Origin of the sequence: Paraburkholderia caledonica (assembly GCF_000383275.1) — a bacterium.
Taxonomy (GTDB): domain Bacteria; phylum Pseudomonadota; class Gammaproteobacteria; order Burkholderiales; family Burkholderiaceae; genus Paraburkholderia; species Paraburkholderia caledonica.
Window position 1 is genome coordinate 305,503 of record NZ_KB911040.1, and the last position, 22,058, is coordinate 327,560.

At 63.5% G+C, this 22,058-nt stretch carries 21 protein-coding genes; 7 read left to right on the forward strand and 14 right to left on the reverse strand.

The features are described 5' to 3' along the window. Positions 1-16: 16 nt before the first annotated feature. The 6 genes from H281_RS0121560 to H281_RS0121585 form a co-directional block, all read right to left on the reverse strand. Entirely contained in the window at positions 17-907 is an 891-nt protein-coding gene (locus H281_RS0121560) for a phosphoribosylaminoimidazolesuccinocarboxamide synthase (RefSeq protein ID WP_020069231.1), read from the reverse strand. A 142-nt stretch (positions 908-1,049) separates the two neighbouring features. Further along, positions 1,050-2,114 carry a class II fructose-bisphosphate aldolase gene (gene fba, locus H281_RS0121565; RefSeq protein ID WP_020069232.1) on the reverse strand — a complete coding sequence of 355 codons (1,065 nt, stop codon included), beginning with the start codon at positions 2,112-2,114 and terminating at the stop codon, positions 1,050-1,052. A 391-nt stretch (positions 2,115-2,505) separates the two neighbouring features. Then, positions 2,506-3,942: a pyruvate kinase gene (pyk, locus tag H281_RS0121570; RefSeq protein ID WP_020069233.1), complete on the reverse strand. Its 1,437-nt coding sequence runs from the start codon at positions 3,940-3,942 to the stop codon at positions 2,506-2,508. Between the two features lie 505 nt (positions 3,943-4,447). Further along, a complete protein-coding gene (locus H281_RS0121575; RefSeq protein ID WP_020069234.1) occupies positions 4,448-5,641 on the reverse strand; it encodes a phosphoglycerate kinase in 1,194 nt (397 codons plus the stop codon). A 266-nt stretch (positions 5,642-5,907) separates the two neighbouring features. Continuing rightward, a complete protein-coding gene (locus tag H281_RS0121580) occupies positions 5,908-6,231 on the reverse strand; it encodes an AzlD domain-containing protein (RefSeq protein ID WP_020069235.1) in 324 nt (107 codons plus the stop codon). Next, entirely contained in the window at positions 6,228-6,974 is a 747-nt protein-coding gene (locus H281_RS0121585; protein ID WP_020069236.1) for an AzlC family ABC transporter permease, read from the reverse strand. Before H281_RS0121585 ends, H281_RS0121580 begins: the two co-directional genes overlap by 4 nt. Before the next feature lie 283 nt (positions 6,975-7,257). On the opposite strand from H281_RS0121585, the gene H281_RS0121590 reads away from it, so the two are divergent. From H281_RS0121590 to H281_RS0121620, 6 genes are all read left to right on the forward strand, one after another. Continuing rightward, a complete protein-coding gene (locus H281_RS0121590; protein ID WP_020069237.1) occupies positions 7,258-8,181 on the forward strand; it encodes a branched-chain amino acid transaminase in 924 nt (307 codons plus the stop codon). Between the two features lie 90 nt (positions 8,182-8,271). Further along, a complete protein-coding gene (locus H281_RS0121595; RefSeq protein WP_020069238.1) occupies positions 8,272-8,466 on the forward strand; it encodes a zinc-finger domain-containing protein in 195 nt (64 codons plus the stop codon). A 329-nt stretch (positions 8,467-8,795) separates the two neighbouring features. Next, positions 8,796-9,821 (forward strand): lipopolysaccharide heptosyltransferase II, encoded by a 1,026-nt coding sequence (waaF, locus tag H281_RS0121605; protein WP_020069240.1) that lies wholly within the window; start codon positions 8,796-8,798, stop codon positions 9,819-9,821. 180 nt (positions 9,822-10,001) lie between these two features. Continuing rightward, positions 10,002-10,448, forward strand: a complete 447-nt coding sequence (locus H281_RS0121610; protein WP_020069241.1) for a nuclear transport factor 2 family protein — start codon at positions 10,002-10,004, stop codon at positions 10,446-10,448. Positions 10,449-10,488: 40 nt separating this feature from the next. Then, entirely contained in the window at positions 10,489-11,601 is a 1,113-nt protein-coding gene (locus H281_RS0121615) for a YheT family hydrolase (protein WP_027804827.1), read from the forward strand. Further along, positions 11,594-12,166 (forward strand): DUF2946 family protein, encoded by a 573-nt coding sequence (locus H281_RS0121620; RefSeq protein WP_020069243.1) that lies wholly within the window; start codon positions 11,594-11,596, stop codon positions 12,164-12,166. The genes H281_RS0121615 and H281_RS0121620 overlap by 8 nt, the downstream gene beginning before the upstream one ends. Before the next feature lie 113 nt (positions 12,167-12,279). Here H281_RS0121620 and H281_RS0121625 read toward each other — a convergent pair whose 3' ends face one another. Next, entirely contained in the window at positions 12,280-14,028 is a 1,749-nt protein-coding gene (locus tag H281_RS0121625) for a M48 family metalloprotease (protein WP_020069244.1), read from the reverse strand. A gap of 173 nt (positions 14,029-14,201) precedes the next feature. Here H281_RS0121625 and moaC point away from each other — a divergent pair, with 173 nt between their 5' ends. Beyond that, positions 14,202-14,678, forward strand: a complete 477-nt coding sequence (moaC, locus tag H281_RS0121630; protein ID WP_020069245.1) for a cyclic pyranopterin monophosphate synthase MoaC — start codon at positions 14,202-14,204, stop codon at positions 14,676-14,678. A 52-nt stretch (positions 14,679-14,730) separates the two neighbouring features. Here moaC and H281_RS0121635 read toward each other — a convergent pair whose 3' ends face one another. The 7 genes from H281_RS0121635 to recX all read right to left on the reverse strand — a co-directional run bounded on the left by H281_RS0121635 (position 14,731) and on the right by recX (position 22,054). Next, positions 14,731-16,515 carry a PglL family O-oligosaccharyltransferase gene (locus tag H281_RS0121635; RefSeq protein WP_027804828.1) on the reverse strand — a complete coding sequence of 595 codons (1,785 nt, stop codon included), beginning with the start codon at positions 16,513-16,515 and terminating at the stop codon, positions 14,731-14,733. A 132-nt stretch (positions 16,516-16,647) separates the two neighbouring features. Beyond that, positions 16,648-17,271, reverse strand: a complete 624-nt coding sequence (locus H281_RS0121640; protein ID WP_020069247.1) for a pilin — start codon at positions 17,269-17,271, stop codon at positions 16,648-16,650. A gap of 98 nt (positions 17,272-17,369) precedes the next feature. Then, complete coding sequence (locus tag H281_RS0121645) at positions 17,370-18,080, reverse strand: TerC family protein (RefSeq protein WP_020069248.1); 711 nt, start codon at positions 18,078-18,080, stop codon at positions 17,370-17,372. Positions 18,081-18,225: 145 nt separating this feature from the next. Continuing rightward, entirely contained in the window at positions 18,226-19,107 is an 882-nt protein-coding gene (gene sucD, locus H281_RS0121650) for a succinate--CoA ligase subunit alpha (RefSeq protein ID WP_020069249.1), read from the reverse strand. 126 nt (positions 19,108-19,233) lie between these two features. Beyond that, positions 19,234-20,403, reverse strand: coding sequence for an ADP-forming succinate--CoA ligase subunit beta (gene sucC / locus H281_RS0121655; RefSeq protein ID WP_020069250.1), 1,170 nt, complete (start codon positions 20,401-20,403; stop codon positions 19,234-19,236). Then, positions 20,400-21,137 (reverse strand): DUF2889 domain-containing protein, encoded by a 738-nt coding sequence (locus H281_RS0121660; RefSeq protein ID WP_027804829.1) that lies wholly within the window; start codon positions 21,135-21,137, stop codon positions 20,400-20,402. Before H281_RS0121660 ends, sucC begins: the two co-directional genes overlap by 4 nt. Before the next feature lie 158 nt (positions 21,138-21,295). After that, on the reverse strand, positions 21,296-22,054 hold the full coding sequence (recX, locus tag H281_RS0121665) for a recombination regulator RecX (protein WP_020069252.1): 759 nt from the start codon (positions 22,052-22,054) through the stop codon (positions 21,296-21,298). Between the last annotated feature and the right edge of the window lie 4 nt (positions 22,055-22,058).

The following is a 22,058-nucleotide window of genomic DNA, read 5'->3' on the forward strand; positions in this document are numbered from 1 at the left end:
AACGGCGCGGATCTGGTCAGCCGAGCTTCTGCCCGGTCAGGCGTTCGAGCGCTTCCTGGTATTTCTCGCCCGTCTTCTGGATAACGTCGTCCGGCAGCTTCGGCGCGGGCGGCTCTTTCGCCCAGTCCTGCGTTTCCAGCCAGTCGCGCACGAACTGCTTGTCGAACGACGGCGGATTGGTGCCGACCTGATACTGGTCGGCCGGCCAGAAGCGCGACGAATCGGCGGTGAGCGCCTCGTCCATCAGGTACAGCTTGCCGTGGTTGTCCAGACCGAACTCGAACTTCGTGTCGGCGATGATGATGCCGCGCGTGGCGGCGTAATCCGCAGCTTCCTTGTACAGCCTGATCGAAATGTCGCGGATCGTGGCCGACAGTTCGGTGCCGATGCGACGCTCCATGTCGTTGTACGTGATGTTTTCGTCGTGATGGCCCATCTCGGCCTTGGCTGCCGGCGTGAAGATCGGCTCAGGCAGTTTCTGCGCGTTTTGCAGACCAGCCGGCAATTCGACGCCACACACCGAACCCGTGGCCTGGTAATCTTTCCAGCCGCTGCCGGCCAGATAGCCGCGCACCACGGCTTCAACGAGGATCGGCTCGAGGCGCTTCACGACGACCGCGCGGCCCTTGACCTGCTCGACTTCGTCCGCCGCCACCACCGATTCCGGCGCCACGCCGGTCAGGTGATTCGGCACCACGTGCTTGAGCTTTTCGAACCAGAAGTTCGCCATTTCGTTGAGCACGCGCCCCTTATTCGGAATCGGCTCGCCCATGATGACGTCGAACGCCGACAGACGGTCGGTCGTGACGATCAGCAACTGGTCGTTGCCCACTGCATAGTTGTCGCGGACTTTTCCGCGGCCGAGCAGCGGCAGCGAGCGGAGCGTGGATTCGTAGAGGGTAGACATCGTCGTGGTTCGCTAAAAGTAAGGCAAAAAGTGTGACCGGAACAAAAGGGAAACGCCGTTCCCCGGATGATGCGGGAACGGCGATCTAACGACAACCTGGCCGGACGGCCAGGTGTAGAGCCTGCGCTAACGCAAATACCGCTTAGCGGACGACCTGCGCAAGCTCGCCCGACTTGTACTTCTCCGCGATTTTATCAAGCGAAACGGGCTTGATCTTGCCAGCCTGGCCTTCGCAGCCGAATTGCGTGTAGCGCTCGATACAGATCTTCATCGCAGCTTCACGCGCCGGCTTCAGGTAATCGCGCGGATCGAACTTGCCCGGATTGGTCGCCATGTAGCGGCGAATTGCGCCGGTGATCGCGAGACGCAGGTCGGTGTCGATGTTGACCTTTCGCACGCCGTGCTTGATGCCTTCCTGGATTTCCTCGACCGGCACGCCGTAGGTTTCCTTCATGTCGCCGCCGAATTCGCGGATTTCCGCGAGCAGTTCCTGCGGCACCGACGACGAACCGTGCATCACGAGGTGCGTGTTCGGAATGCGCTGGTGAATTTCCTTGATGCGCTGGATCGACAGAATGTCGCCCGTCGGCTTCTTGCTGAACTTGTATGCGCCGTGCGACGTGCCGATTGCGATTGCGAGCGCGTCGCACTGCGTCAGCTTGACGAAGTCGGCGGCCTGCTCAGGATCGGTCAGCAATTGCTCGCGGGTCATGGTGCCTTCCGCGCCGTGGCCGTCTTCCTTGTCGCCCTTCATGGTTTCCAGCGAGCCGAGCACGCCGAGTTCCGCTTCGACCGTCACGCCGATCGAATGCGCGGCTTCCACGACCTTGCGGGATACGTCGACGTTGTACTCGTACGAAGCGACCGTCTTGCCGTCGGCTTCGAGCGAGCCGTCCATCATCACGCTCGTGAAGCCGCTGCGGATCGCCGCCATACAGACCGCCGGCGACTGGCCGTGATCCTGGTGCATCACGACGGGAATGTGCGGATAGGACTCGACCGCTGCTTCGATCAGATGGCGCAGGAACGCTTCGCCCGCGTACTTACGCGCGCCAGCGGAAGCCTGCATGATGACCGGCGCATTGACCTTGTCGGCCGCCGCCATGATCGCCTGCACCTGCTCCAAGTTGTTCACGTTGAATGCCGGAAGGCCGTAGCCGTTTTCAGCGGCGTGGTCCAGCAGTTGACGCATTGATACGAGAGGCATGCTGTAACTCCTTAGATTGAAACGAATTCTTGTGCCGCCGGCATCTTGTGGGCGATCTTGTGTCGAAGCAAGCTGCATACCCGTGCGCACCCGTTCATTCACGCCACGCACGCAATCGCGGCGGGTGCACCGCCTCTCGCGGGGCCTGATAACCTGCTTCGTTCGATCCAGCCAGTACCGGTCATGCGAATCTGTCGATCGGAGTTCGCGCTTTAGCGCGTTACTCCGATCCCGTGCAAAGCTGTCGACCAGAGTCACGCTTTAGCGCGTTACTCCGGTCCCATGCAAAGCTGTCGACCAGAGTTCGCGCTTTAGCGCGTTACTCCGGTCCCATTCAGGGCGGTCGACCGGAGCGGGTGCAACCACTCACCCCGGTCCGCCGGGCATGCGATCAATACGGCTCGCCGACCCGCACGATCTTCAGCGTGTTCGTGCCGCCGGCCTGCCCCATCGGCTCGCCGACAGTCAGCACGACCATGTCGCCACGCGACGCGTACCCCTTGCTGACCACCGTCTCCAACGCCTGTTGCAACGCGGTGTCGCGGTCGGTGTTGGTGTCCAGATGCAGCGACGTCACGTTGCGGTACAGCGCCATTGCCCGCTCGCTGCCGACCCGCGGCGTGAGCGCGAAGATCGGCACGTGCGTCCAGTGACGCGACATCCACAGCGCGGTCGAACCCGATTCGGTCAACGCGACGATCGCCTTCGCGCCAAGGTGGAACGCCGTGAAGAGCGCGCCCATGGCGATCGACTGGTCGATGCGCGTAAACGTGCGATCGAGGAAATCCCGGTCCAGCTCCGACTGCTCGGACTTCTCGGCTTCGACGCAGATCGCGGCCATTGTCTCGATGGTCTGCACCGGATACTTGCCCGCAGCCGATTCCGCCGACAGCATCACCGCGTCCGTACCGTCCAGGACCGCATTCGCGACGTCCGACACTTCGGCGCGGGTCGGCACCGGCGCGTAGATCATCGACTCCATCATCTGCGTCGCGGTGATCACGAATTTGTTCGACTCGCGCGCCATACGAATCATCCGCTTTTGCAGCGCGGGGACTGCGGCATTCCCCACTTCCACGGCGAGATCGCCGCGCGCAACCATGATGCCGTCAGATGCGTCAAGAATGCCTTGCAGCGCAGGAATGGCTTCGGCGCGCTCGATCTTGGCGATCATCTTCGGCTTGATGCCGTAAGGTGCGCCGGCGATGTTCGCCAGCTGGCGAGCCATTTCCATGTCCGTCGCGTTCTTCGGGAACGACACCGCGACAAAATCGACGCCGAGCGACATGGCCGTGCGGATGTCTTCCATGTCCTTGGCGGTCAGCGCGGGCGCCGACAGACCGCCGCCCTGGCGGTTGATGCCCTTGTTGTTGGACAGGTCGCCGCCGATCTTCACGATCGTATGAATCTCGTTGCCGATCACGCGCTGAACGTTCAGCACGATCAGGCCGTCGTTGAGCAGCAGCACGTCGCCCGGCTTCAGGTCGCGCGGCAAGTCCTTGTAGTCGAGACCGGCGCGCTCCTGGTTGCCGAGCTCGCAGTCGGCGTCGAGGATGAACGGCTCACCCGCGACGAGCGAAACCTTGCCGTTTTCGAATTTGCCGACCCGGATCTTCGGGCCTTGCAGGTCCGCCATGATGGCGACCTCGCGGCCCGCCTGGCGAGCCGCCTCGCGCACGAATTCGGCGCGCTGGCGGTGGTCGTCGGCCGTGCCGTGCGAGAAATTGAGCCGCACCACGTCGGCGCCTGCCTGAATCATTTGCAGCAGGATCTCCGGCGTGCTGGAAGCCGGTCCGATGGTAGCGACAATCTTGGTGGCGCGATGCATGAGTCTCCTCGTCTGGATGGGATCGCTGGAAAGAGCGCTGCGAGTCGGATGCGGAGGCTGCGCACCGAAAGATGCTGCCAGGGGCTGCGCGCCGGTTGAAACCAGCGTCGCTTTATGGGGTGAAGCAGTGTTGGAAACCAGCACGCGAGGCGCCGGTGAGGGAGCGGGCGCGACTTGCGGATCGGGGAGCTCTGCTGGCAGGCCGGCCGATTCGCTAGCCTGGTCGCCGTCCAATCCCGCGGTGTCGCCTGCAGTGGTCGGCTCCGCGAGCTCGGGAGAAGTCCCGGATGTTTCTGGATGACTGTCAGCGTGTGCGGCTTCGCCGACAGCCGCAACCGCGGCGGCAACCGTGTCGGCAAGCGCCGACTCCGGGGTCGCCGTTGTCGCCGTTGCCACGTCGGAGCGCGTGGCGCGCTCCCCTGCCGCTGCTGTTGCGGTGTCGCGCGGCTTGCCGCGCTGACCGTCCGCTTTTGCAGATTTCGACGTTGGTGAGCGCGTCGCCACGTTAAGCCCGCGATTCCAGTACTTCAACGGCAGGCAGCTTCTTGCCTTCGAGGAACTCGAGGAAGGCGCCGCCGCCCGTCGAGATATAGCTCACCTTGTCGTGGATGCCGTACTTGGCAATCGCGGCAAGCGTATCGCCGCCGCCCGCAATCGAGAACGCGGACGATCTCGCGATGGCGTCGGCCAATGTCTTCGTGCCATTGCCGAACTGGTCGAATTCGAACACGCCGACCGGGCCGTTCCACACGATGGTGCCTGCTTTTTCCAGTTGCGCAGCGAGCGCCTGCGCAGTTTCCGGTCCGATGTCGAGGATCAGGTCGTCGTCTTCGACATCGGCGACGGCCTTGATTTCCGCTTTGGCGGTCGGCGAGAACTCTTTGGCGGTGACCACGTCGGTGGGGATCGGCACCGATGCGCCGCGTGCTTTCGCCGCGTCGATAATCGCCTTGGCCTCGTTCACCAGATCCGCTTCCGCCAGCGACTTGCCGATCTTCAGACCGGCCGCCAGCATGAACGTGTTGGCGATGCCGCCGCCCACGATCAACTGATCGACCTTCTCGGCCAGCGACTTCAGAATGGTCAGCTTGGTGGACACCTTCGAGCCCGCGACGATCGCAACGAGCGGACGCTTCGGCGCGCCGAGCGCCTTGCCGAGCGCTTCCAGCTCGGCGGCGAGCAGCGGGCCGGCGCAAGCGATCGGCGCATATTTCGCGATGCCGTGCGTGGTGGCTTCGGCGCGATGCGCGGTGCCGAACGCGTCGTTCACGTAGATGTCGCAGAGCTTCGCCATTTTCTGCGCGAGCTCGTCGGAGTCTTTCTTTTCGCCCTTGTTGACGCGGCAGTTCTCCAACAGCACAACCTCGCCCGGCGCGACGTTCACGCCGTTTTCCACCCAGTTCGCGACGAGTGGCACGTCGCGGCCAAGCAGTTCGGCGAAACGCTTTGCAACCGGCGCGAGAGAATCTTCGGGCTTGAAATCACCTTCGGTCGGACGTCCCAGGTGCGACGTGACCATCACGGCCGCGCCAGCGTCGAGCGCTGCCTTGACGGCCGGCACGGAGGCGCGGATGCGGGTGTCTTCGGTGATGTTGCCTTGATCGTCCTGCGGCACGTTCAGATCGGCGCGGATGAACACCCGTTTGCCGGACAGCTTGCCTTCGGCGATCAGATCGGAGAGACGCAATACCTTGTTCATGGGCGTTTGTGTGCGAGTTGATGAGAAGGCGGTGGCGGACGTCGCTCAGGGCTTTGGGCGCGGTGAACTCCAGCGCGTCGGCACGGCGGCTCCACAAAGTCGGGGGCCGGCGGCAAGGCCGCGGCGCAGGCGCCAGGCATCGGCGCGATCATCCCGGAAAGGGGCATTTTAACTGATCCGAACTGCCTTCTGACCCGCGAACAGGCGAATGTCCCGCATTTGGACGGCGCGCCGCATACCGCAGCGCAGCATCGGCCGCACGGGTGTTACAAGAAGAGCCGCAACATCGTGAACACCACCATTCCGACGACGATCGTACCGAGCATGGTGCGGCGCCACAAAAACCACCCGAGGCCGGCAAGCGTCGCATAGAACTCGTGGTTGGACGGCGCAAACGACAGGCCCTCGGGCGTTGCCAGTACGTCGGGCAGCACCACCGCTGCAAGCGCTGCGGCAGGCGCATAGCGCAGCATGCGCTGAACGCGCGCGGGCAAAACCGTGCGCTCGCCGCCGATTAGAAACATCGCGCGTGTCACCGCGGTGACGATGGTCATGCCGATAATTGCCAGCCAGATTTCCGTGGATGTCACCGCGAATCTCCCGCGCCGCCGCGAATGCGCCGTAAATCGGCGCGCTCGACCATCAGATCGGCAGCACTGCCCGCGATAATCGCCGCGATCACCGCGAGCGGCAGCGCGAGCCGGTACGGAAGATCGAACGCGAGAAGCGAGACGACGCCCGCGATGCCGACCGCCACCAGTGTGGAGCGGGTCGCGATTGCCGCCACCATGATTGGCAGCAGCGCAAGCGTGCCGGCGAGCGCCAGGCCCCAGTTGTCGGGAATCAGGCTCGCGAGCAGGATGCCCGCGATCGACGCGACCTGCCACGACAGCCAGCTGCTCACCGCCATGCCCCAGAAGTACGCCTCCTTGCCGGGCACGTAGCCGGTCGGGAAGTTCTTCTTTACGAACAGCAGATAGATCACGTCGCCGTTGAAGTAGCCAAGCGAGATGCGCCGCCACATCGACAGATAGGAAAAATGCGGCGCGAGGCCGACGCTGAAGATCACGAAACGCATGTTGACCATGGCGGCCGTGAGCAGCACGGTCCAGACCGGCAGCTTGGCGGCGAGAAGCGGCAGCACCGCCAACTGCGACGAACCGGCGTAGCACAGCAGCGACATGGCAAGCGCCTGCGGCAGCGTGAGCACGGACTTGCTCATTGCGATGCCGGTGACGAGACCCCACGAGCAGATCGCCATGAGCGTTGGCGAATAGTCGCGAGCGCCTTCACGGAAGGCACGGCGATCGATATCTGACAGACGAGCGAGCATGAGGCGAAAAAGCGCCGGCGCAGGTGGCCGCGATGAGGGAAATGGGCGCCAGGTCGTCAAGCACCCGCTGGCGCGTCCGGATGTGAATTATGCGTGTGCCGAATTATAGCGCCCGAAGTGCGTCCAAATGCCCGTTCCGTGTGCAAAAGACGCTAAAATGACGCTCTTCGCCGCACCCCACCGGAAGCCGCCGGCAAGTACCGGCGTTCCCGCCCCCTCGGGGGCCTGACGCGAGGCGACGGGCCTGGGGGCTCAGATAAACACGCACCTGCTGGAGAATCGTATGTCAATGGCCGACCGCGACGGCAAGATCTGGATGGATGGCAAGCTGATCGACTGGCGCGATGCCAAGATCCACGTGCTGACCCACACGCTGCATTACGGCATGGGCGTTTTCGAAGGCGTGCGCGCCTACAAAACAGCAGACGGCGGCACCGCGATTTTCCGTTTGCAGGAACACACCAAGCGTCTGCTGAACTCGGCCAAGATTTTCCAGATGGACGTGCCGTTCGACCACGAAACGCTCGCCGCCGCGCAGCGCGAGGTGGTCCGCGAGAACAAGCTCGAGTCGTGCTACCTGCGCCCCATCATCTGGGTCGGCTCGGAAAAGCTCGGCGTCTCGGCCAAGGGCAACACCATCCACGTGGCGATCGCGGCGTGGCCGTGGGGCGCTTACCTCGGCGAAGACGGCATTGCCAAGGGCATTCGCGTAAAGACTTCGTCGTTCACGCGGCATCATGTGAATGTGTCGATGGTCCGCGCGAAGGCGTCGGGCTGGTACGTGAACTCGATTCTCGCCAACCAGGAAGCCATCGCCGACGGCTACGACGAAGCGCTGCTGCTCGACGTCGACGGTTACGTGTCGGAAGGCTCCGGCGAAAACTTCTTCCTCGTGAACAACGGCAAGCTGTACACGCCGGACCTGTCGTCGTGCCTCGACGGCATCACGCGCGACACGGTCATCACGCTCGCCCGCGACATGGGCATTCCGGTCATTGAAAAGCGCATTACCCGCGACGAGGTCTATACCTGCGACGAAGCGTTCTTCACCGGCACCGCCGCGGAAGTCACGCCGATCCGTGAACTGGACAACCGCACGATCGGCGCGGGCGCGCGCGGCCCGATCACGGAGAAGCTGCAGTCGGGCTTCTTCGATATCGTCAACGGCAAGAGCGAGAAGTACGCGCACTGGCTGACCAAGATCTAACGCGCGCCGCACCTGGTTTCGGGCCGCCTTCGTTTGACGACGGTCCGGGACGGCGCGCCGCACGCACCCTGCATACAACGAGAAAGTCTCATGAGCGATATCAAGGAAATGCCGCTGGTCGAACTGACGGCAAAAGACCTCCCGGCGTACTGCCCGAATCCGGCCATGCCGCGCTGGAGCGCGCATCCCCGCGTCTTTATCGACGTCACGCACGGCGAAGCGCGCTGCCCCTATTGCAGCACCCGTTACAAGCTGCGCGACGGCGAAGTCATCAAGGGCCACTAAAGCTCGCGCTCTGACTCGCTCGTCTGCGGCGTTATGTGCGAAGTTGCCTGTCATTGCCTGTCCGACTGATCGCGTGAATTTGCAACGCGCGGTGTCGCGAGACTCTGCCTTGCATGCGTTGCCTCGGCGCGTTGCTTTCCGTTGCGCTCCATTGGCAGCGCGTTCGAGGCAACGCGAGCAGGCGGGCACGCAGGAAGGCAGCCAAGCGGCATGACAGCTATGACGGCATCGCGGCGCCTCGCTGACGGCTTCTCCTTTCACTTTTACCTATCCGAAGCGCCACGCGCATCGCGCGCGGCGCTTCGTTTCGACACCGGACAATCACTCTGATGCGTCGCGCGTTGGTTATCGCACCGAACTGGATCGGTGACGCATTGATGGCGCAGCCGCTGTTTGCGCGCCTCGTGAAACTGCATCCGCGCATCGCCATCGACGCGGTCGCGCCCTCCTGGGTCGCGCCCGTGCTCGAACGCATGCCGGAAATCCATGATGTCTACGCGACCGACCTCGCGCACGGCAAGCTGCAGATGCTGCGCCGCTGGCAACTCGCGAGCGACTTGCGCGACGTCGGCTACGACGCGGCGTACGTGTTGCCGAACTCGTTCAAGTCGGCGCTGATTCCGTGGATGGCGGGCATCCGCTTGCGGATCGGCTATACCGGCGAAAGCCGTTTCGGCCTGCTGAACGTGCGTCACGCGAATCCGCGCAAAGACGAGCGTCCGCCGATGGTCCGGCATTACGCCGCCCTCGCCTATGCTCCCGGCGCCAAAATCCCCGACGACCTGCCAATGCCGCGGCTCGACGCCGACCCGAACGAAGCGTCGCGCGTGTCGGCGCGCTTTAACCTCGACACGCGCGTGCCGCTGCTCGTGTTCTGTCCCGGCGCCGAGTACGGTCCGGCCAAACGCTGGCCGCCCGAGCATTTCGCGGCGCTCGCGCAAATGGTCGGACAGTCGTTCCCCTACACGCAGATCGTCGCGCTCGGCTCGCCGAAAGACGCGCCGCTTGCGCAGGCGATTGCCGAGAAAGCGCCCAACGTGCGCAATCTGTGCGGACAGACGGCGCTCGGCGAAGCATGTGCGCTGATCGCGCGAGCCAACGCGGTCGTCACGAACGATTCCGGGTTGATGCACGTCGCCGCGGCGCTGCGCCGGCCGCTCGTGGCCGTCTACGGTTCAACGGATCCGCGCCACACGCCGCCCTTGTCGGAGCTTGCGAAGGTACAATGGCTTCATCTCGAATGCAGCCCCTGTTTTCAGCGCGAGTGTCCGCTTGGTCATCTGAACTGTCTGAAGCAGTTGAGCGCCGAGCAGGTTTTCGGCGATCTGCGCGGCATGTTGCTCGCGCATCGCTGAGCCGGCTGACACTCGTACGCAGCACTCGCACGCAACACCGCACGCCCCTGAGCGCGTCGCGTCATGTTCACGCCTTGCGGCGCGGGCATTCTGGCGCCCGGGGCGATTGTCCGGTGCGCCGGACTGTCCCGCTGACCGCTGCCCTGCAACCGCGCGCCGCGCACAAGAGACTGACGAGCCATGCCACGTTTTGCCCATATCTTCGAAGCTGCCGCCGATACCCTCAACGCCTATTACCAGGCTGTCGCCGAGGTCAATATCGACAGCCTCATGGGCCTGTGGATCGATGAAGAGTTCGTGAGCTGCATCTGTGCAGACGGCTCGCATCTGCATGGCCTCGACAGCATTCGGGCCGGCTTGCAGATCCAGCTCGAAGCCGCGCCGGTCTCGATCGAGCCGCTCGATATCCGCGTGTACGACAGCCTGGGCACCGTCGTCTACGCGATCGCGGAAGCGCATCGCCCGGTCGATCCGAAAGCCTTGCCTGCAATGGTCTTCACCACCTACGTGATGGTTCACGAACGCGGCGAGTGGCGCATCGCGCACATTCACGCGAGCCCTATGCCGAACGAAGCAGCCAGCCAGTTCGCTACGAAGATGCGACATGGCCAAGGGTCGCTCCACTGACGCGCGGTCGGCAGCGCCGCACTCTCGCTCCACGGCCGGCATGAGCACGCCCCGCAGCAAGTCCTCGTCGGGAACGATGCAAGACGGATCCACGTCTTCGGGCGTGACGCGCGCCGAAGCTGCCGTCGAGGCAGCCATCGACCTGCTCTACCGCGCACCGCTCTGGCTGCCGAACAAACATGTGCAGACTATCGTGCCGTCGCTGTTTGCCCGGCGTCCGGCGGTGGCGTTTCGCCGTGAACGCTGGGATACGCCTGACGGCGATTTCATCGACGTCGACTGGGTCGTGCACGGCAGCGAGCCGCGCCCGACGCTTGCAACGGATACGGCAGCCGCAATTCCGGCCGACGACGCACCGTTGCTCGTTCTGTTCCACGGCCTGGAAGGCAGTTCGGCATCGCACTACGCATCCACGTTGATGGCGGCCGCACGCGAGTACGGCTGGCACGGCGTAGTACCGCATTTCCGCAGTTGCAGCGGCACGCTGAATCGCTTGCCGCGCTTTTATCATCTTGCCGATAGCAACGAAGTCGATTGGGTCCTGCGACGCCTGCGCGCTGTGCATCGCGGGCCGATCGCCGCGGCGGGCGTCTCGCTCGGCGGCAACGTGCTGCTGCGCTGGCTCGGCGAGCAGCGCGAGGACGCGGCGTCGATCGTCTCCGCCGCCGCCGCGATCTCCACGCCGATCGACGTGCACGCTGGCGGTCGAGCGTTGTCGCAGGGCTTCGGGCTCGTCTATACGCGCAACTTCCTGAAGACGCTCAAGCTGAAAGCTTCGCAGAAACTCGTGCAATTTCCGGGTCTTTTCGACCGCGACGCGATGCTTGCAAGCCGCACGATGTACGAGTTCGACAATGTCGTCACCGCGCCGCTGCACGGCTTTCGCAATACTGACCACTATTGGAGCGCGGCAACCACGCGACCGTTGTTGCCGCACATTCAGGTGCCCACGCTCGTGCTGAACGCGCGCAACGATCCGTTCCTGCCGGCCGAGGCGTTGCCGTCGCGGCATGAGGTGTCGGCGGCGGTGGAACTGGATCAGCCGCGGCACGGCGGCCACGCGGGCTTCATGACCGGACCGTTTCCGGGCCGCATCGACTGGTTGTCGCGGCGCGTGCTCGGCTACCTGGAGCAGCACGTCGATCATGGATGACATCGTCAAGCAGGCGTTGGCCAAGTGGCCGAACGTACCGAGTTGCACCGGCTGGCTGATGCTCGACCGGCGCGGCAACTGGCGTATGCGCGACGACGCCGCGCAGGCGAGCGGTTCGTCGGGCGTGCCGATCCGTCACGAGGCGTTGCTCGGCTTCATCAACCGCAATTACGAGCGCGACGAACGCGGGCAATGGTTCTTTCAGAACGGTCCGCAGCGCGTATATGTGGAGCTCGGCTACACGCCCTGGGTCGTGCGCCTGATAGTCGAACCCGACGGCACGCTGGCGCTGAAAGATCAGGCAGGCAACGATTTCGAGCCGTCGGCGGTATTGGCCGACGACGAAGGCAGCATTCTGTTCGCCGACACCTCCGCGCAGCCGCGAGTCGCCGTGTTGCACGATCACGATCTCGAAGTTTTCGCGGATCACGCAGTGCTCGCCGAAGAGTCGCTGAGCGGCGAATTTCACTGGAACGGCGGCGTGAAGCTGTCGCTGGAGCCCGTGCGTCGGGCGGATGTTGCGTCGCGCTTCGACTTTGTCCAAAGTCCGGCGACGAACGCTTGAGGCAGAACCCTTCGGCAATCCGCCGTGCAACTCGTGCGGCTCACGCGCGCACATTCAATTGACAGCCGCGCCTCTCACCATGCTCGCGTAGCGCGGAACCGCTCAACCCGCGCCTAGCCCTTCTCGTCGAGCCGCTCTTCCTGGTAGCGCTTCTCCATCTCATGCAGTCTGGCGTCGACGGTCGCGAGGTCGTAATAGCCGATCGTCTTCATATCGCGCGCGTCCTTCAGTTGCCGGATCGCCGACGGCCACGCGCCTTCGAGCGCAAACTTTTCGGCGAGCGCCCGGCGCCGCGTGAGCGCGTCGCCAGTCCCCACGCTTGCCTGCGCGAGATACAACCACCATGTGGGCTGATCGGGCTGCGCCTGCGTCTCTTTCTGCGCTAGCGCCTGGGCTTCGGTAAATCGCCGCAACGTCAGCAGCGTGCGTATGTGCATGTCGATAGCGGCATGCGACTGTGGCCAGCGCTTTTGCGCGAGGTCGGCGAGACGGACGGCTTCGTCGTCATGGCCCGCGCGCCGCGCAATGTCGGCGGCCAGCACGTCGAGGTTCGGCGAACTGCGGGCGGCGTCGCTGGTCGCCTGTGTGACCGCGGCAAACGCTGCGCGCGACGACGCCAGCGAAGCCGCCGCGTCGTCATAACGTTCGAGCAGCATCTGGCCGAACGCAATGCCGTACCAGTTAGCCGCGATGTTCAGCGCGGTGCGGTCCTCGATCTCCGAGCGCATCCGCGAGATCTCGTCCGCGTACTCGCTGCGGGAACGGTCCTGCAACAGACGCGCTCGCGCACGCACGAACCCGTATTCGGCGGCCTGATGCGGCTGACGGTAAGGCGCGCGGCGAGCGCGGTCCTCCATGTCGGCGATCCGCTCGCCGGTCAGCGGATGGGTGCGCGCATACGCCGGTATGCCGGTGTCGCTCATTGCCGCGCGGTCGAGCCGGCCGAAAAACGTAATCATCGAATACGGATCGTAGCCTGCGCCGGCGAGCAGGAGAAAGCCGACGCGGTCGGCTTCGTGCTCGGCGGATCGGGAGAAACGCAACTGGTTGTCGACGGCATAAGCCTGGCCGCCGAACGCGATCGCGCTGCCCAGGTCGCCGCTGTGCGCGAGCACGCCCGCGAGAACGCCGAACAGCATGCTGGCGAGCGCGGCGTAGGTGCTGCGCTCACCGGCGGTGATCATCCGCGAGATATGGCGCTGAAGGACGTGCCCCATTTCGTGACCGAGCACGGACGCGAGTTCAGACTCGGTTTGCGTGGCGACAATCAGCCCCGTGTTCACACCGATGAAACCGCCCGGCAGCGAGAAGGCGTTGATCTGCGTGTCGCGCACCGCGAACAGATCGAAGTCCGGGCGATAGCCGCCGATATAGAGCGCGTTGGCCGCCGCGGCGAGCTTCGCGGCGACTGAGTTGAGATAGTCGCGTACCAGCCAGTCGTCGAGATAGTCGGGGTCCCGGCGCAAGTCGCGCATGACGCGTTCGCCGAGCTTGCGCTCCGCCGGCGGCGTAAGCGAGCCCGAGCCGCCGCTGCCGAGGTCGGGTAGTTGCTGCGCGGCAATCGGCGCGCGCCAGCCGTCGTTGCTTCCGCCACCGGTCGAATTGCCGGCGCCGCGGTTCAAACCAAAATTGCCGGAAAAGCGGCTTTCCGCGCCGCCGTACACGCCGAACACGCCTTGGGCGATCTCAGGCGGCACCATCGGATTGGAGTAAGACTCCACCGGCCCGCTGACGAGCGGCGGCTCGGCGGACTGGGTGACGACAGGCGCGACGCCGGAGGCGGCCCGCGCTTGTGCGAACGCCTCGGGCGGCGCTGCAAGCGCGACACACAGCAACGCAGCAAGGAACCGGTTCGGACGCATTGCGAGTTCGTATGACGGAATCGGAAAGCGACGCCCTTCGCTCAGGGACAAGCAGTCTAAGATAAGCGGGCACGCCGCAATTGTAATCAGCCGTTGCGCGGATCCGTCCCGTTCGTGCAAGCCAGACGTCCGCGCTGCACTGCTATGATAGGCGCCCTCTGAAGGAGCCAACCATGCCTGAACTCACTCATTTCGACGCTGCCGGCGACGCGCACATGGTGGACGTCGGCGGCAAGCAGGAGACGAAGCGCATTGCCATCGCACGCGGTTCGATCCGCATGCTGCCGGAAACCTTCGCATTGATCCGCGACGGCAACGCCAAAAAGGGCGACGTGATCGGCGTAGCGCGCATTGCCGCGATCCAGGGCTCGAAGCGCACCGCCGACCTGATCCCGCTGTGTCATCCGCTTGCCCTCACGCGCGTCAAAGTGGATTTCGAACTCGACGACACGCTGCCGGGCGTGCATTGCACCGTGCAGGTCGAGACGCTGGGCAGAACCGGAGTTGAGATGGAGGCACTCACCGCCGTGCAGGTTGGGCTGCTGACGGTGTACGACATGTGCAAGGCGGTGGATCGCGGAATGACGATCACCGATGTGCGGGTGCTTGAGAAGCACGGCGGGAAGTCGGGGGATTGGGTGGCGGGCTGAATACCCACTCACGTCGTCCCCTCTTCGACTCAACTTAAAACGACAGCGCGGCTCAATCCTCCTCGCTGTCGTCGTCCGGCGCGACGTCGCCCGACGGCATGCCATAACGCTTGACCAGTTCGGCCTTGAAGCCGGCGAGCGTCTTCTGCTCATCGCAGAGCTGGTACAGGTAGCTCAATTGCGACGGCCAGTCCTTCAACTCCTGCGCGAAGATTTTGAGCCGCTCAACGGTGTCGAATGCCGCGGCCGTATCGCCGCTCAACGCCTGCAGCACCGCATAACGACGCAGCACGGTTTCGCCGGGCAACAGCGCCATCGCTTGGCGGTGCATCGCGAGCTTGCGTTGCAGATCCGTCGAATCCATCGGCAACAGCGTGGCCATACCGTATTCGCCCCATGCCTGGAACAGGAACGACGGATCGGCGCGATATTGTTCGGCCGGACGCGAGCCGTAATACAGCACCTCAGCGCGCGCGTAATCGCGATAAACCGGATACAGCGCAGCAATGCCACCGAACACGACCACCGCAAACGCGCCGAACGACAAGCGCGCGGGCACGAGACGCAGCGGGCGTGTCTCCAGCAGGCCGAACACGAACATGGCAGGCAGCAGGAAGAACATGTACTGCTGCGGATATTCCACGAGCGCATGCATGACGAGCACGCCGATCAGCGCGATGCCGAAAACACGCGCGGCGCTCTGCGGAGCGCGCACTACGCGCACCAGCCACGTAACGAGACCGAACAGCACGATCGCGAGGCCGATCAAGCCCGTCTTCGCGAGCAGGTCGATAAAAATGTCGTGTGAATTGTTGGCGATCTCGACGCCGCCGAGGGTCTTCGCGAACTGATACTGATAACTCGGAAACTCGCCCCAACCGACGCCCATCAGCGGATGAGTCCGAAACATCGTCCAGCCGTATTTCCAAAGTGCGAGCCGCGGCGCGATCTGGCCGGCATCTTTGAAGCGATCCGCCGCGGACTGCCCCAGCTCTAGGTGATAGCGCACGTTGGCCCATCGAATCAGCGCGTTGACGACAAAGAACATCACCCCCAACGCGATCGGAATAACCCACTGACGATGACTGCGGCGCAATTGCGGCTCGGCGCGAGTCTGCGCAAACGCCATCCAGAAACCGGCTACCACGATCACGCCCATTTGCAGCCACGGTCCGCGCGAGACGGTCAGCGCGAGTCCGACTGCGAATAGCGTCGACACCAATGCCCAGATGGCGACGGCGATCCGGCGCGTCTGGACGAGAAACAGTGCGCCCGCCATCGCGAACGCGATATAAGTGGCGAGGTGATTCGCCTGCGCCATGTTGCCGAACGGCCGACGCTCGACGGTCACGTTGTACGCGACGACCAGCGGCGATACTCGCGCCTCGAGATGAAAAAGCTGAATGACCTGGCAGAACACCGCGTAAAGACCGCCGACAACCAGCGCTGAGGCGGCCCACCGGAGCGCCGTCTCATTGAGCTTCGCGCGTACGAAACCGTAGCCCGCATGTGTCGCCATGAAAGCGGCGAGCAGAAAGCCGCCGCCGAGCCAGTTCATCGACGGCTGGGAGACCGGCAACACCGCCGACTGAGCGACCAGCAGCAAGCCGAACAGCAACGGCACGAGTGCGACGACAGGGGACGCAAAGGCGATACGCGGCCGCGAACTCGCGATCAGGAAGACGACGCCCGCGCCCACCAACAGGTACAGCGCGAGCGCGGTGAACTCCGCGTAGAACGTCGGAATCGGATAGGTATGGTTGACGACTGCATAGGGCAGCACCAACGCGAAAGCCAATAGAACGAGAGACAGGTAGCGCGCGAATGGGGTGGGCATCGAATAAGCGGTGGGCGTCAGCAACCGGCGCACTATACAAAAAAATCCTTGTGCTGTGCGCCGGCCCAGCCGAAATATCCCGAAAATCAGCGATTTACGCTCGAACCGCCCGCCATGCGCCCGTCCGTTGCATTACGTGCGGCACTCGGGCGGTGCAAGGTTCGACGACAGCGTAGGCGCGTTGACAGGACTCGGTCCCGCGCCTGGCGCCGGCAAAGACGAAGCCGTTTTACCGCCAGCGAAGCATTCCCACGCGAGCGCGCCTGCCTGCACCGAACCCTTTGTCAGCGCAACGCGTGCGGTGGGTGCATCGACGTTGTCGGGCACCGACGGTACGAGCGTGATCGTGTTGGAGCCGGACGGAGCCACACGTGTCGTGAAGGCGACGGTGATCTGACCCGTGTCGTCGTCGACATGGACGGACTCGACGTTGCGCGTCGCGGGCGGCGACGCATAGCCGCCGCTAAACGCGTTGCCGCTCGCCGCGTTTTCCGATACGGCGAGTCTCGCCGACGCCGCAAGCGACAAGCCCTCGCCGACACGGCTGCGCGCCAGATAGTCCTGATACGCGGGAATCGCGTAGGCCGCGATCACGCCGACAATCGCAAGCACGATCATCAGTTCGATCAGCGTAAAACCGAGACCGAGGCGCCGGCACGCGCGCGCAAATGTAGACGACCAGCGTGCTCGCGTGAGCCGCGACTGTGAGATCAGCGCGGACTGGGAATATGGGGAATAAGGCAAAGTGACGATCATCGGCAGGCTCCTGATACGAAAAACGCCTGCCCCACGGATCGGGAACAGGCGCTTCCATCGTAGCGAGCGACGCTCGTGTCACCCAGTCGGCCGAATGGCTAATGTTGAGCCGCCGCGCGATTCGCGTTGCGACGCTTGATCAGGTAGCCAAGGATCACGACGAACAGCGCACCGGCAATGCTCATCCCATATTCGGCTACCGGCGTATCGAGGACCGGCCAACGGTCGCCTGCCGGATCGTTGATGATAAGACCGCCCGCGATCCACCCGAGCAACGCAGCGCCGAGTGTAATCACGATCGGGTAACGGTCCAGCAGCTTCAGCACCAACTGGCTGCCCCACACGATCAACGGAATGCTCACCACCAACCCGAAAATCACGAGCGCGAGGCGATGCTGCGGGTCGGCGGCCTCGGCCGCGCCCGCAATGGCGATCACGTTGTCGAGACTCATGACGGCATCCGCGACGATGATCGTCTTGATTGCCGAGATCAGCTTGTCAGCGGGCTTCACGTTCTCGTGCGCGTCGTGCGCCGGCGCCATCAGGCGAACGCCGATCCACAACAGCAACAGCCCCCCCGCGAACTTCAGCAACGGCACGTCGAGCAGCGCGACCGCGAATGCAATCAATACGACACGCAACAGGATGGCGCCCGCCGTGCCCCACAGCACGCCCTTCGTGCGCTGGGCTGGCGGCAGATTGCGGCAGGCAAGCGCGATCACGACGGCGTTGTCGCCACCCAGCAGGATGTCTATGACGATGATCTGAATGACTGCGCCCCAATGGAGCGTGGCGAGGAACTCGAACATGAGCGAAAGGATAGAAGGGAACGGGAAGCGCGGCCAATAAAAAAGCGGAGGAGTGTTTAACTCCCCCGCTCTTGAAACCGCACGCTAACGAAAGGATCTCGTAAGCGTATCAAAAAAGGCGCTCTAACTGGGCGCCAGTTTCGATTTACAGCATGGCCTTCAGAAGACGCGCCATTTCCGACGGGTTCTTCGTGACCTTGATGCCGCATGCGTCCATGATTTCCAGCTTCGCTTCGGCCGTATCGGCACCGCCCGAGATCAGCGCGCCAGCGTGGCCCATGCGCTTGCCCGGAGGCGCCGTCACACCGGCGATAAAGCCAACCACCGGCTTCTTCATGTTGCCCTTGATCCACTCGGCCGCGTTCGCTTCGTCCGGACCGCCGATCTCGCCGATCATGATGACGGCGTCCGTTTCCGGATCGTCGTTGAACATCTTCATGACGTCGATGTGCTTCAGACCGTTGATCGGGTCGCCGCCGATGCCGACTGCCGACGACTGACCGAGGCCGATCGCCGTCAACTGGCCAACTGCTTCATACGTCAGCGTGCCCGAACGCGACACGACGCCGATGCGGCCCTTGCGGTGGATGTGGCCCGGCATGATGCCGATCTTCAGCTCGTCCGGCGTGATCGTGCCCGGGCAGTTCGGTCCGAGCAGCAGCGTCTTGCGGTTTTCGCGACGCATGCGGTCCTTGATCTCGATCATGTCGCGCACGGGAATGCCTTCCGTGATACAGATTGCGAGATCCAGGTCGGCTTCGACTGCTTCCCAGATTGCGGCAGCAGCGCCCGCCGGCGGCACGTAAATCACCGACACGGTCGCGCCCGTTTCAGCCTTGGCTTCAGCGACGCTCGCGTAGATAGGAATGCCTTCGAAGTCTTCACCGGCACGCTTCGGGTTCACGCCGGCAACGTACGCTTCGCGGCCGTTTGCGTATTCACGGCAAGCACGCGTGTGGAACTGACCGGTTTTGCCGGTGATGCCCTGCGTGATGACCTTGGTGTCTTTGTTAATCAGAATCGACATGTATTGACCTCTGTTCGTTTGGCGTCGCGCGGGAGCGCCACTGGACGACACGTTCGCCGCCAGCGTCGCTCGCGCGATGCCATTCGTAATCCTGGTTAATCCTGGTAAACGCGCTGTGGACTAGGCTTACGCCTTGCCCGAAGCGGCCGCGACGACCTTCTGAGCCGCTTCTTCCATGCTGTCAGCCGCGATGATCGGCAGACCGGATTCAGCGAGCATCTTCTTGCCCAGGTCTTCGTTCGTGCCCTTCATGCGGACCACGAGCGGCACCTTCAGCGACACGGCCTTCGACGCCGCGATCACGCCTTCCGCGATCACGTCGCAGCGCATGATGCCGCCGAAGATGTTGACCAGAATCGCGGTCAGGTTCGGGTTCTTCAGCATGATCTTGAACGCTTCCGTGACCTTCTCCGTCGTGGCGCCACCACCCACGTCGAGGAAGTTCGCCGGTTCGCCGCCGAACAGCTTGATGGTGTCCATCGTTGCCATTGCGAGGCCCGCGCCGTTCACCAGACAGCCGATGTTGCCGTCGAGCGAGATGTACGCCAGATCGAACTTCGACGCTTCGACTTCAGCCGGATCTTCTTCGTCCAGATCGCGATACGCGACGATTTCCGGATGACGGAACAGTGCGTTCGAATCGAAGTTGAATTTCGCGTCGAGCGCGATGACCTTGCCGTCGCCCGTCAGGATCAGCGGGTTGATTTCGGCGAGCGATGCGTCGGTTTCCCAGAATGCCTTGTAGAGGCCTTGCAGGATCGCGCGCGCTTGCGGTATCGATGCGTCGGGCACGCCGATTTTCTTCGCGAGGTCGTCAGCTTCGGCGTCCTTCAGGCCCGTCGACGGATCGACCGCAACCTTGTGGATCAGCTCGGGCGTCTTTTCCGCGACTTCTTCGACGTCCATGCCGCCTTCGCTCGATGCCATCACGACGATCTTCTGCGAAACACGATCGATCACGAGGCCGACATACAGTTCCTTCTTGATGTCCGCGCCTTCTTCGATCAACAGGCGATTCACCTTCTGGCCTTCCGGACCAGTCTGGTGCGTGACGAGTTGCATGCCGAGGATCTGGTTCGAGTATTCGCGAACCTGTTCCAGCGACTTGGCAACCTTCACGCCGCCACCCTTGCCACGGCCACCCGCGTGGATCTGAGCCTTCACGACCCAAACCGGGCCGCCGAGCTCTTCCGCGGCCTTGACCGCATCATCCACCGAGAAGACCGGCTTGCCGCGCGGTACCGCGACGCCGAATTTCCGCAGGATTTCCTTACCCTGGTACTCGTGAATCTTCATGCGTGATTCCCTTCAGTCTGAGAGTTGGATTGAACTTCGTTTCCGCTACCGTCCAACATGCCGGGCGCATTGCCCCTGCCTTCTTGGCGGGCCGCCCCGTTGTCTGGCGATGCCGGGCGGTCAGCTGGGCGTGGCGCATAGCCATACCAGCGCGGGTAAAACTTCTGCACTGCCTCCCCGTCGAAACGCAGCGCCTGGCAGCGTCCCAACTGGAATGGCGGTTTGTCGCTTAAACGTTCGGCGGTACCGTCGGCCGACTCATTTTCTGAACTGGCGCTCGCGCCTGCCGCCTTGTCACCGGTATCCCACACGTCGCCGGCGAACGCCTGGATAGCAGCGGTCGGCAGGATCGCGCACAACTCGGTGAGATGTGTGCAACCAGCCGTGCCGGCCAGCAAACGGGCAGCATCGCGACGGAAGTTGTGAAGGAGATTGAGCCCGATGAGGGCACGATAGGCAGGATTGCTGGCTTGGCATAGCCCGGGATAGGGCACCCAGTCGGACGACGCCTCGGCGTCGACGACATTGAGCTTGCGATCGATGGTGATGCGAAGCCAGAGTTCATGGATCGGTTGACCATTGGGCCGGACGCCCGACGCAAGCGCCACATCGCGTGGCTTTTCGTCGGTCAAGCACGCTTCCACATCCCACAGGCCATCGGCTCGCTCAAAAGCTTCCGCTCTGATTGCGCGGCGATGGCGCAATTGACGGGGCACTGGCGAGGAAAGCGGCATGCGGAAAGGAAAGGCCGAATTGGAAAACGCGTGAATTTTAGCATACTGGGTATTTGAGACAGCCCCGAATGCGGCGAAACGGCCTGCAGGCCGCCCAGAGCCGGTTTCGTGCTCGACGACCCTGTGCGCGCGGTCGCGGACTACGCCCCAGCTTGCGCCTATTCACCGCTCCATTCTTCGTCGATGCCCTTGAGGATTTTGCCGATCGTGGCGCCCGAGAAACCGCGCGATGCAAGAAAACGCGCCTGCTTCGCGCGCTCGGCCGATGTCTGCGGAAGTTCGCCGAACTTCTTGCGCCACACCGCTCGGGCGCGCGCAAGCTCCGTTTCGCGCAATTGGGCGCTCGCCTCTTCGACTAGCGTTTGGTCGACAGAATGCTGCTTCAATTCGCCGACGATCCGGCTCGTGCCCATTCGCGACGACCGGCGATGAATCAGACTTTCGGTGAAACGCGAATCGGACAGCCAGTTCTCGGCTTCCAGCGTATCGAGCAGCGTATCGAGCGAGTCGTTCTCTTCGACGAACGGCTTCAGCTTACGGGCAAGTTCGCTGCGGCTATATTCGCGACGAGACAGATAGCCGAGCGCGCGCCCCTTAAGCGAACGTGCGGGACGCTGGGATTTCTTCGCTTCGTTTTGTCCGGACTTCGCGTCGGCGGATGCTCGGCGTGAGTCACGTGAGCGGCTGTACGTGGGCTCGGTAGCCGTGGCATTTCCTGCAGTCTCGAATGGGTCCGAGAAATCTGCGGAATTTGGGCTAGCAGGCGGTTTTTGGAACTGGGCGCGCCGCGGGCCACGGCCAGCAGCGCGATCATGCGCGTCGAACGATTCGGACGGATCGACCGAATCGTTCTCGTCATTACGCGGGCCGCCCGCATTGCGTCCGGTATCGGACAGTGGCCGGCCCTTGCGTATCACGTAA

Bases quoted from the DNA above. Each gene is read 5' to 3' on its own strand.
- H281_RS0121560 (WP_020069231.1), bottom strand. From the start codon at position 907: ATGTCTACCCTCTACGAATCCACGCTCCGCTCGCTGCCGCTGCTCGGC.
- fba (WP_020069232.1), bottom strand. From the start codon at position 2,114: ATGCCTCTCGTATCAATGCGTCAACTGCTGGACCACGCCGCTGAAAAC.
- pyk (WP_020069233.1), bottom strand. From the start codon at position 3,942: ATGCATCGCGCCACCAAGATTGTCGCTACCATCGGACCGGCTTCCAGC.
- H281_RS0121575 (WP_020069234.1), bottom strand. From the start codon at position 5,641: ATGAACAAGGTATTGCGTCTCTCCGATCTGATCGCCGAAGGCAAGCTG.
- H281_RS0121585 (WP_020069236.1), bottom strand. From the start codon at position 6,974: ATGCTCGCTCGTCTGTCAGATATCGATCGCCGTGCCTTCCGTGAAGGC.
- H281_RS0121590 (WP_020069237.1), top strand. From the start codon at position 7,258: ATGTCAATGGCCGACCGCGACGGCAAGATCTGGATGGATGGCAAGCTG.
- H281_RS0121595 (WP_020069238.1), top strand. From the start codon at position 8,272: ATGAGCGATATCAAGGAAATGCCGCTGGTCGAACTGACGGCAAAAGAC.
- waaF (WP_020069240.1), top strand. From the start codon at position 8,796: ATGCGTCGCGCGTTGGTTATCGCACCGAACTGGATCGGTGACGCATTG.
- H281_RS0121610 (WP_020069241.1), top strand. From the start codon at position 10,002: ATGCCACGTTTTGCCCATATCTTCGAAGCTGCCGCCGATACCCTCAAC.
- H281_RS0121615 (WP_027804827.1), top strand. From the start codon at position 10,489: ATGAGCACGCCCCGCAGCAAGTCCTCGTCGGGAACGATGCAAGACGGA.
- H281_RS0121620 (WP_020069243.1), top strand. From the start codon at position 11,594: ATGGATGACATCGTCAAGCAGGCGTTGGCCAAGTGGCCGAACGTACCG.
- H281_RS0121625 (WP_020069244.1), bottom strand. From the start codon at position 14,028: ATGCGTCCGAACCGGTTCCTTGCTGCGTTGCTGTGTGTCGCGCTTGCA.
- moaC (WP_020069245.1), top strand. From the start codon at position 14,202: ATGCCTGAACTCACTCATTTCGACGCTGCCGGCGACGCGCACATGGTG.
- H281_RS0121635 (WP_027804828.1), bottom strand. From the start codon at position 16,515: ATGCCCACCCCATTCGCGCGCTACCTGTCTCTCGTTCTATTGGCTTTC.
- H281_RS0121640 (WP_020069247.1), bottom strand. From the start codon at position 17,271: ATGATCGTCACTTTGCCTTATTCCCCATATTCCCAGTCCGCGCTGATC.
- H281_RS0121645 (WP_020069248.1), bottom strand. From the start codon at position 18,080: ATGTTCGAGTTCCTCGCCACGCTCCATTGGGGCGCAGTCATTCAGATC.
- sucD (WP_020069249.1), bottom strand. From the start codon at position 19,107: ATGTCGATTCTGATTAACAAAGACACCAAGGTCATCACGCAGGGCATC.
- sucC (WP_020069250.1), bottom strand. From the start codon at position 20,403: ATGAAGATTCACGAGTACCAGGGTAAGGAAATCCTGCGGAAATTCGGC.
- H281_RS0121660 (WP_027804829.1), bottom strand. From the start codon at position 21,137: ATGCCGCTTTCCTCGCCAGTGCCCCGTCAATTGCGCCATCGCCGCGCA.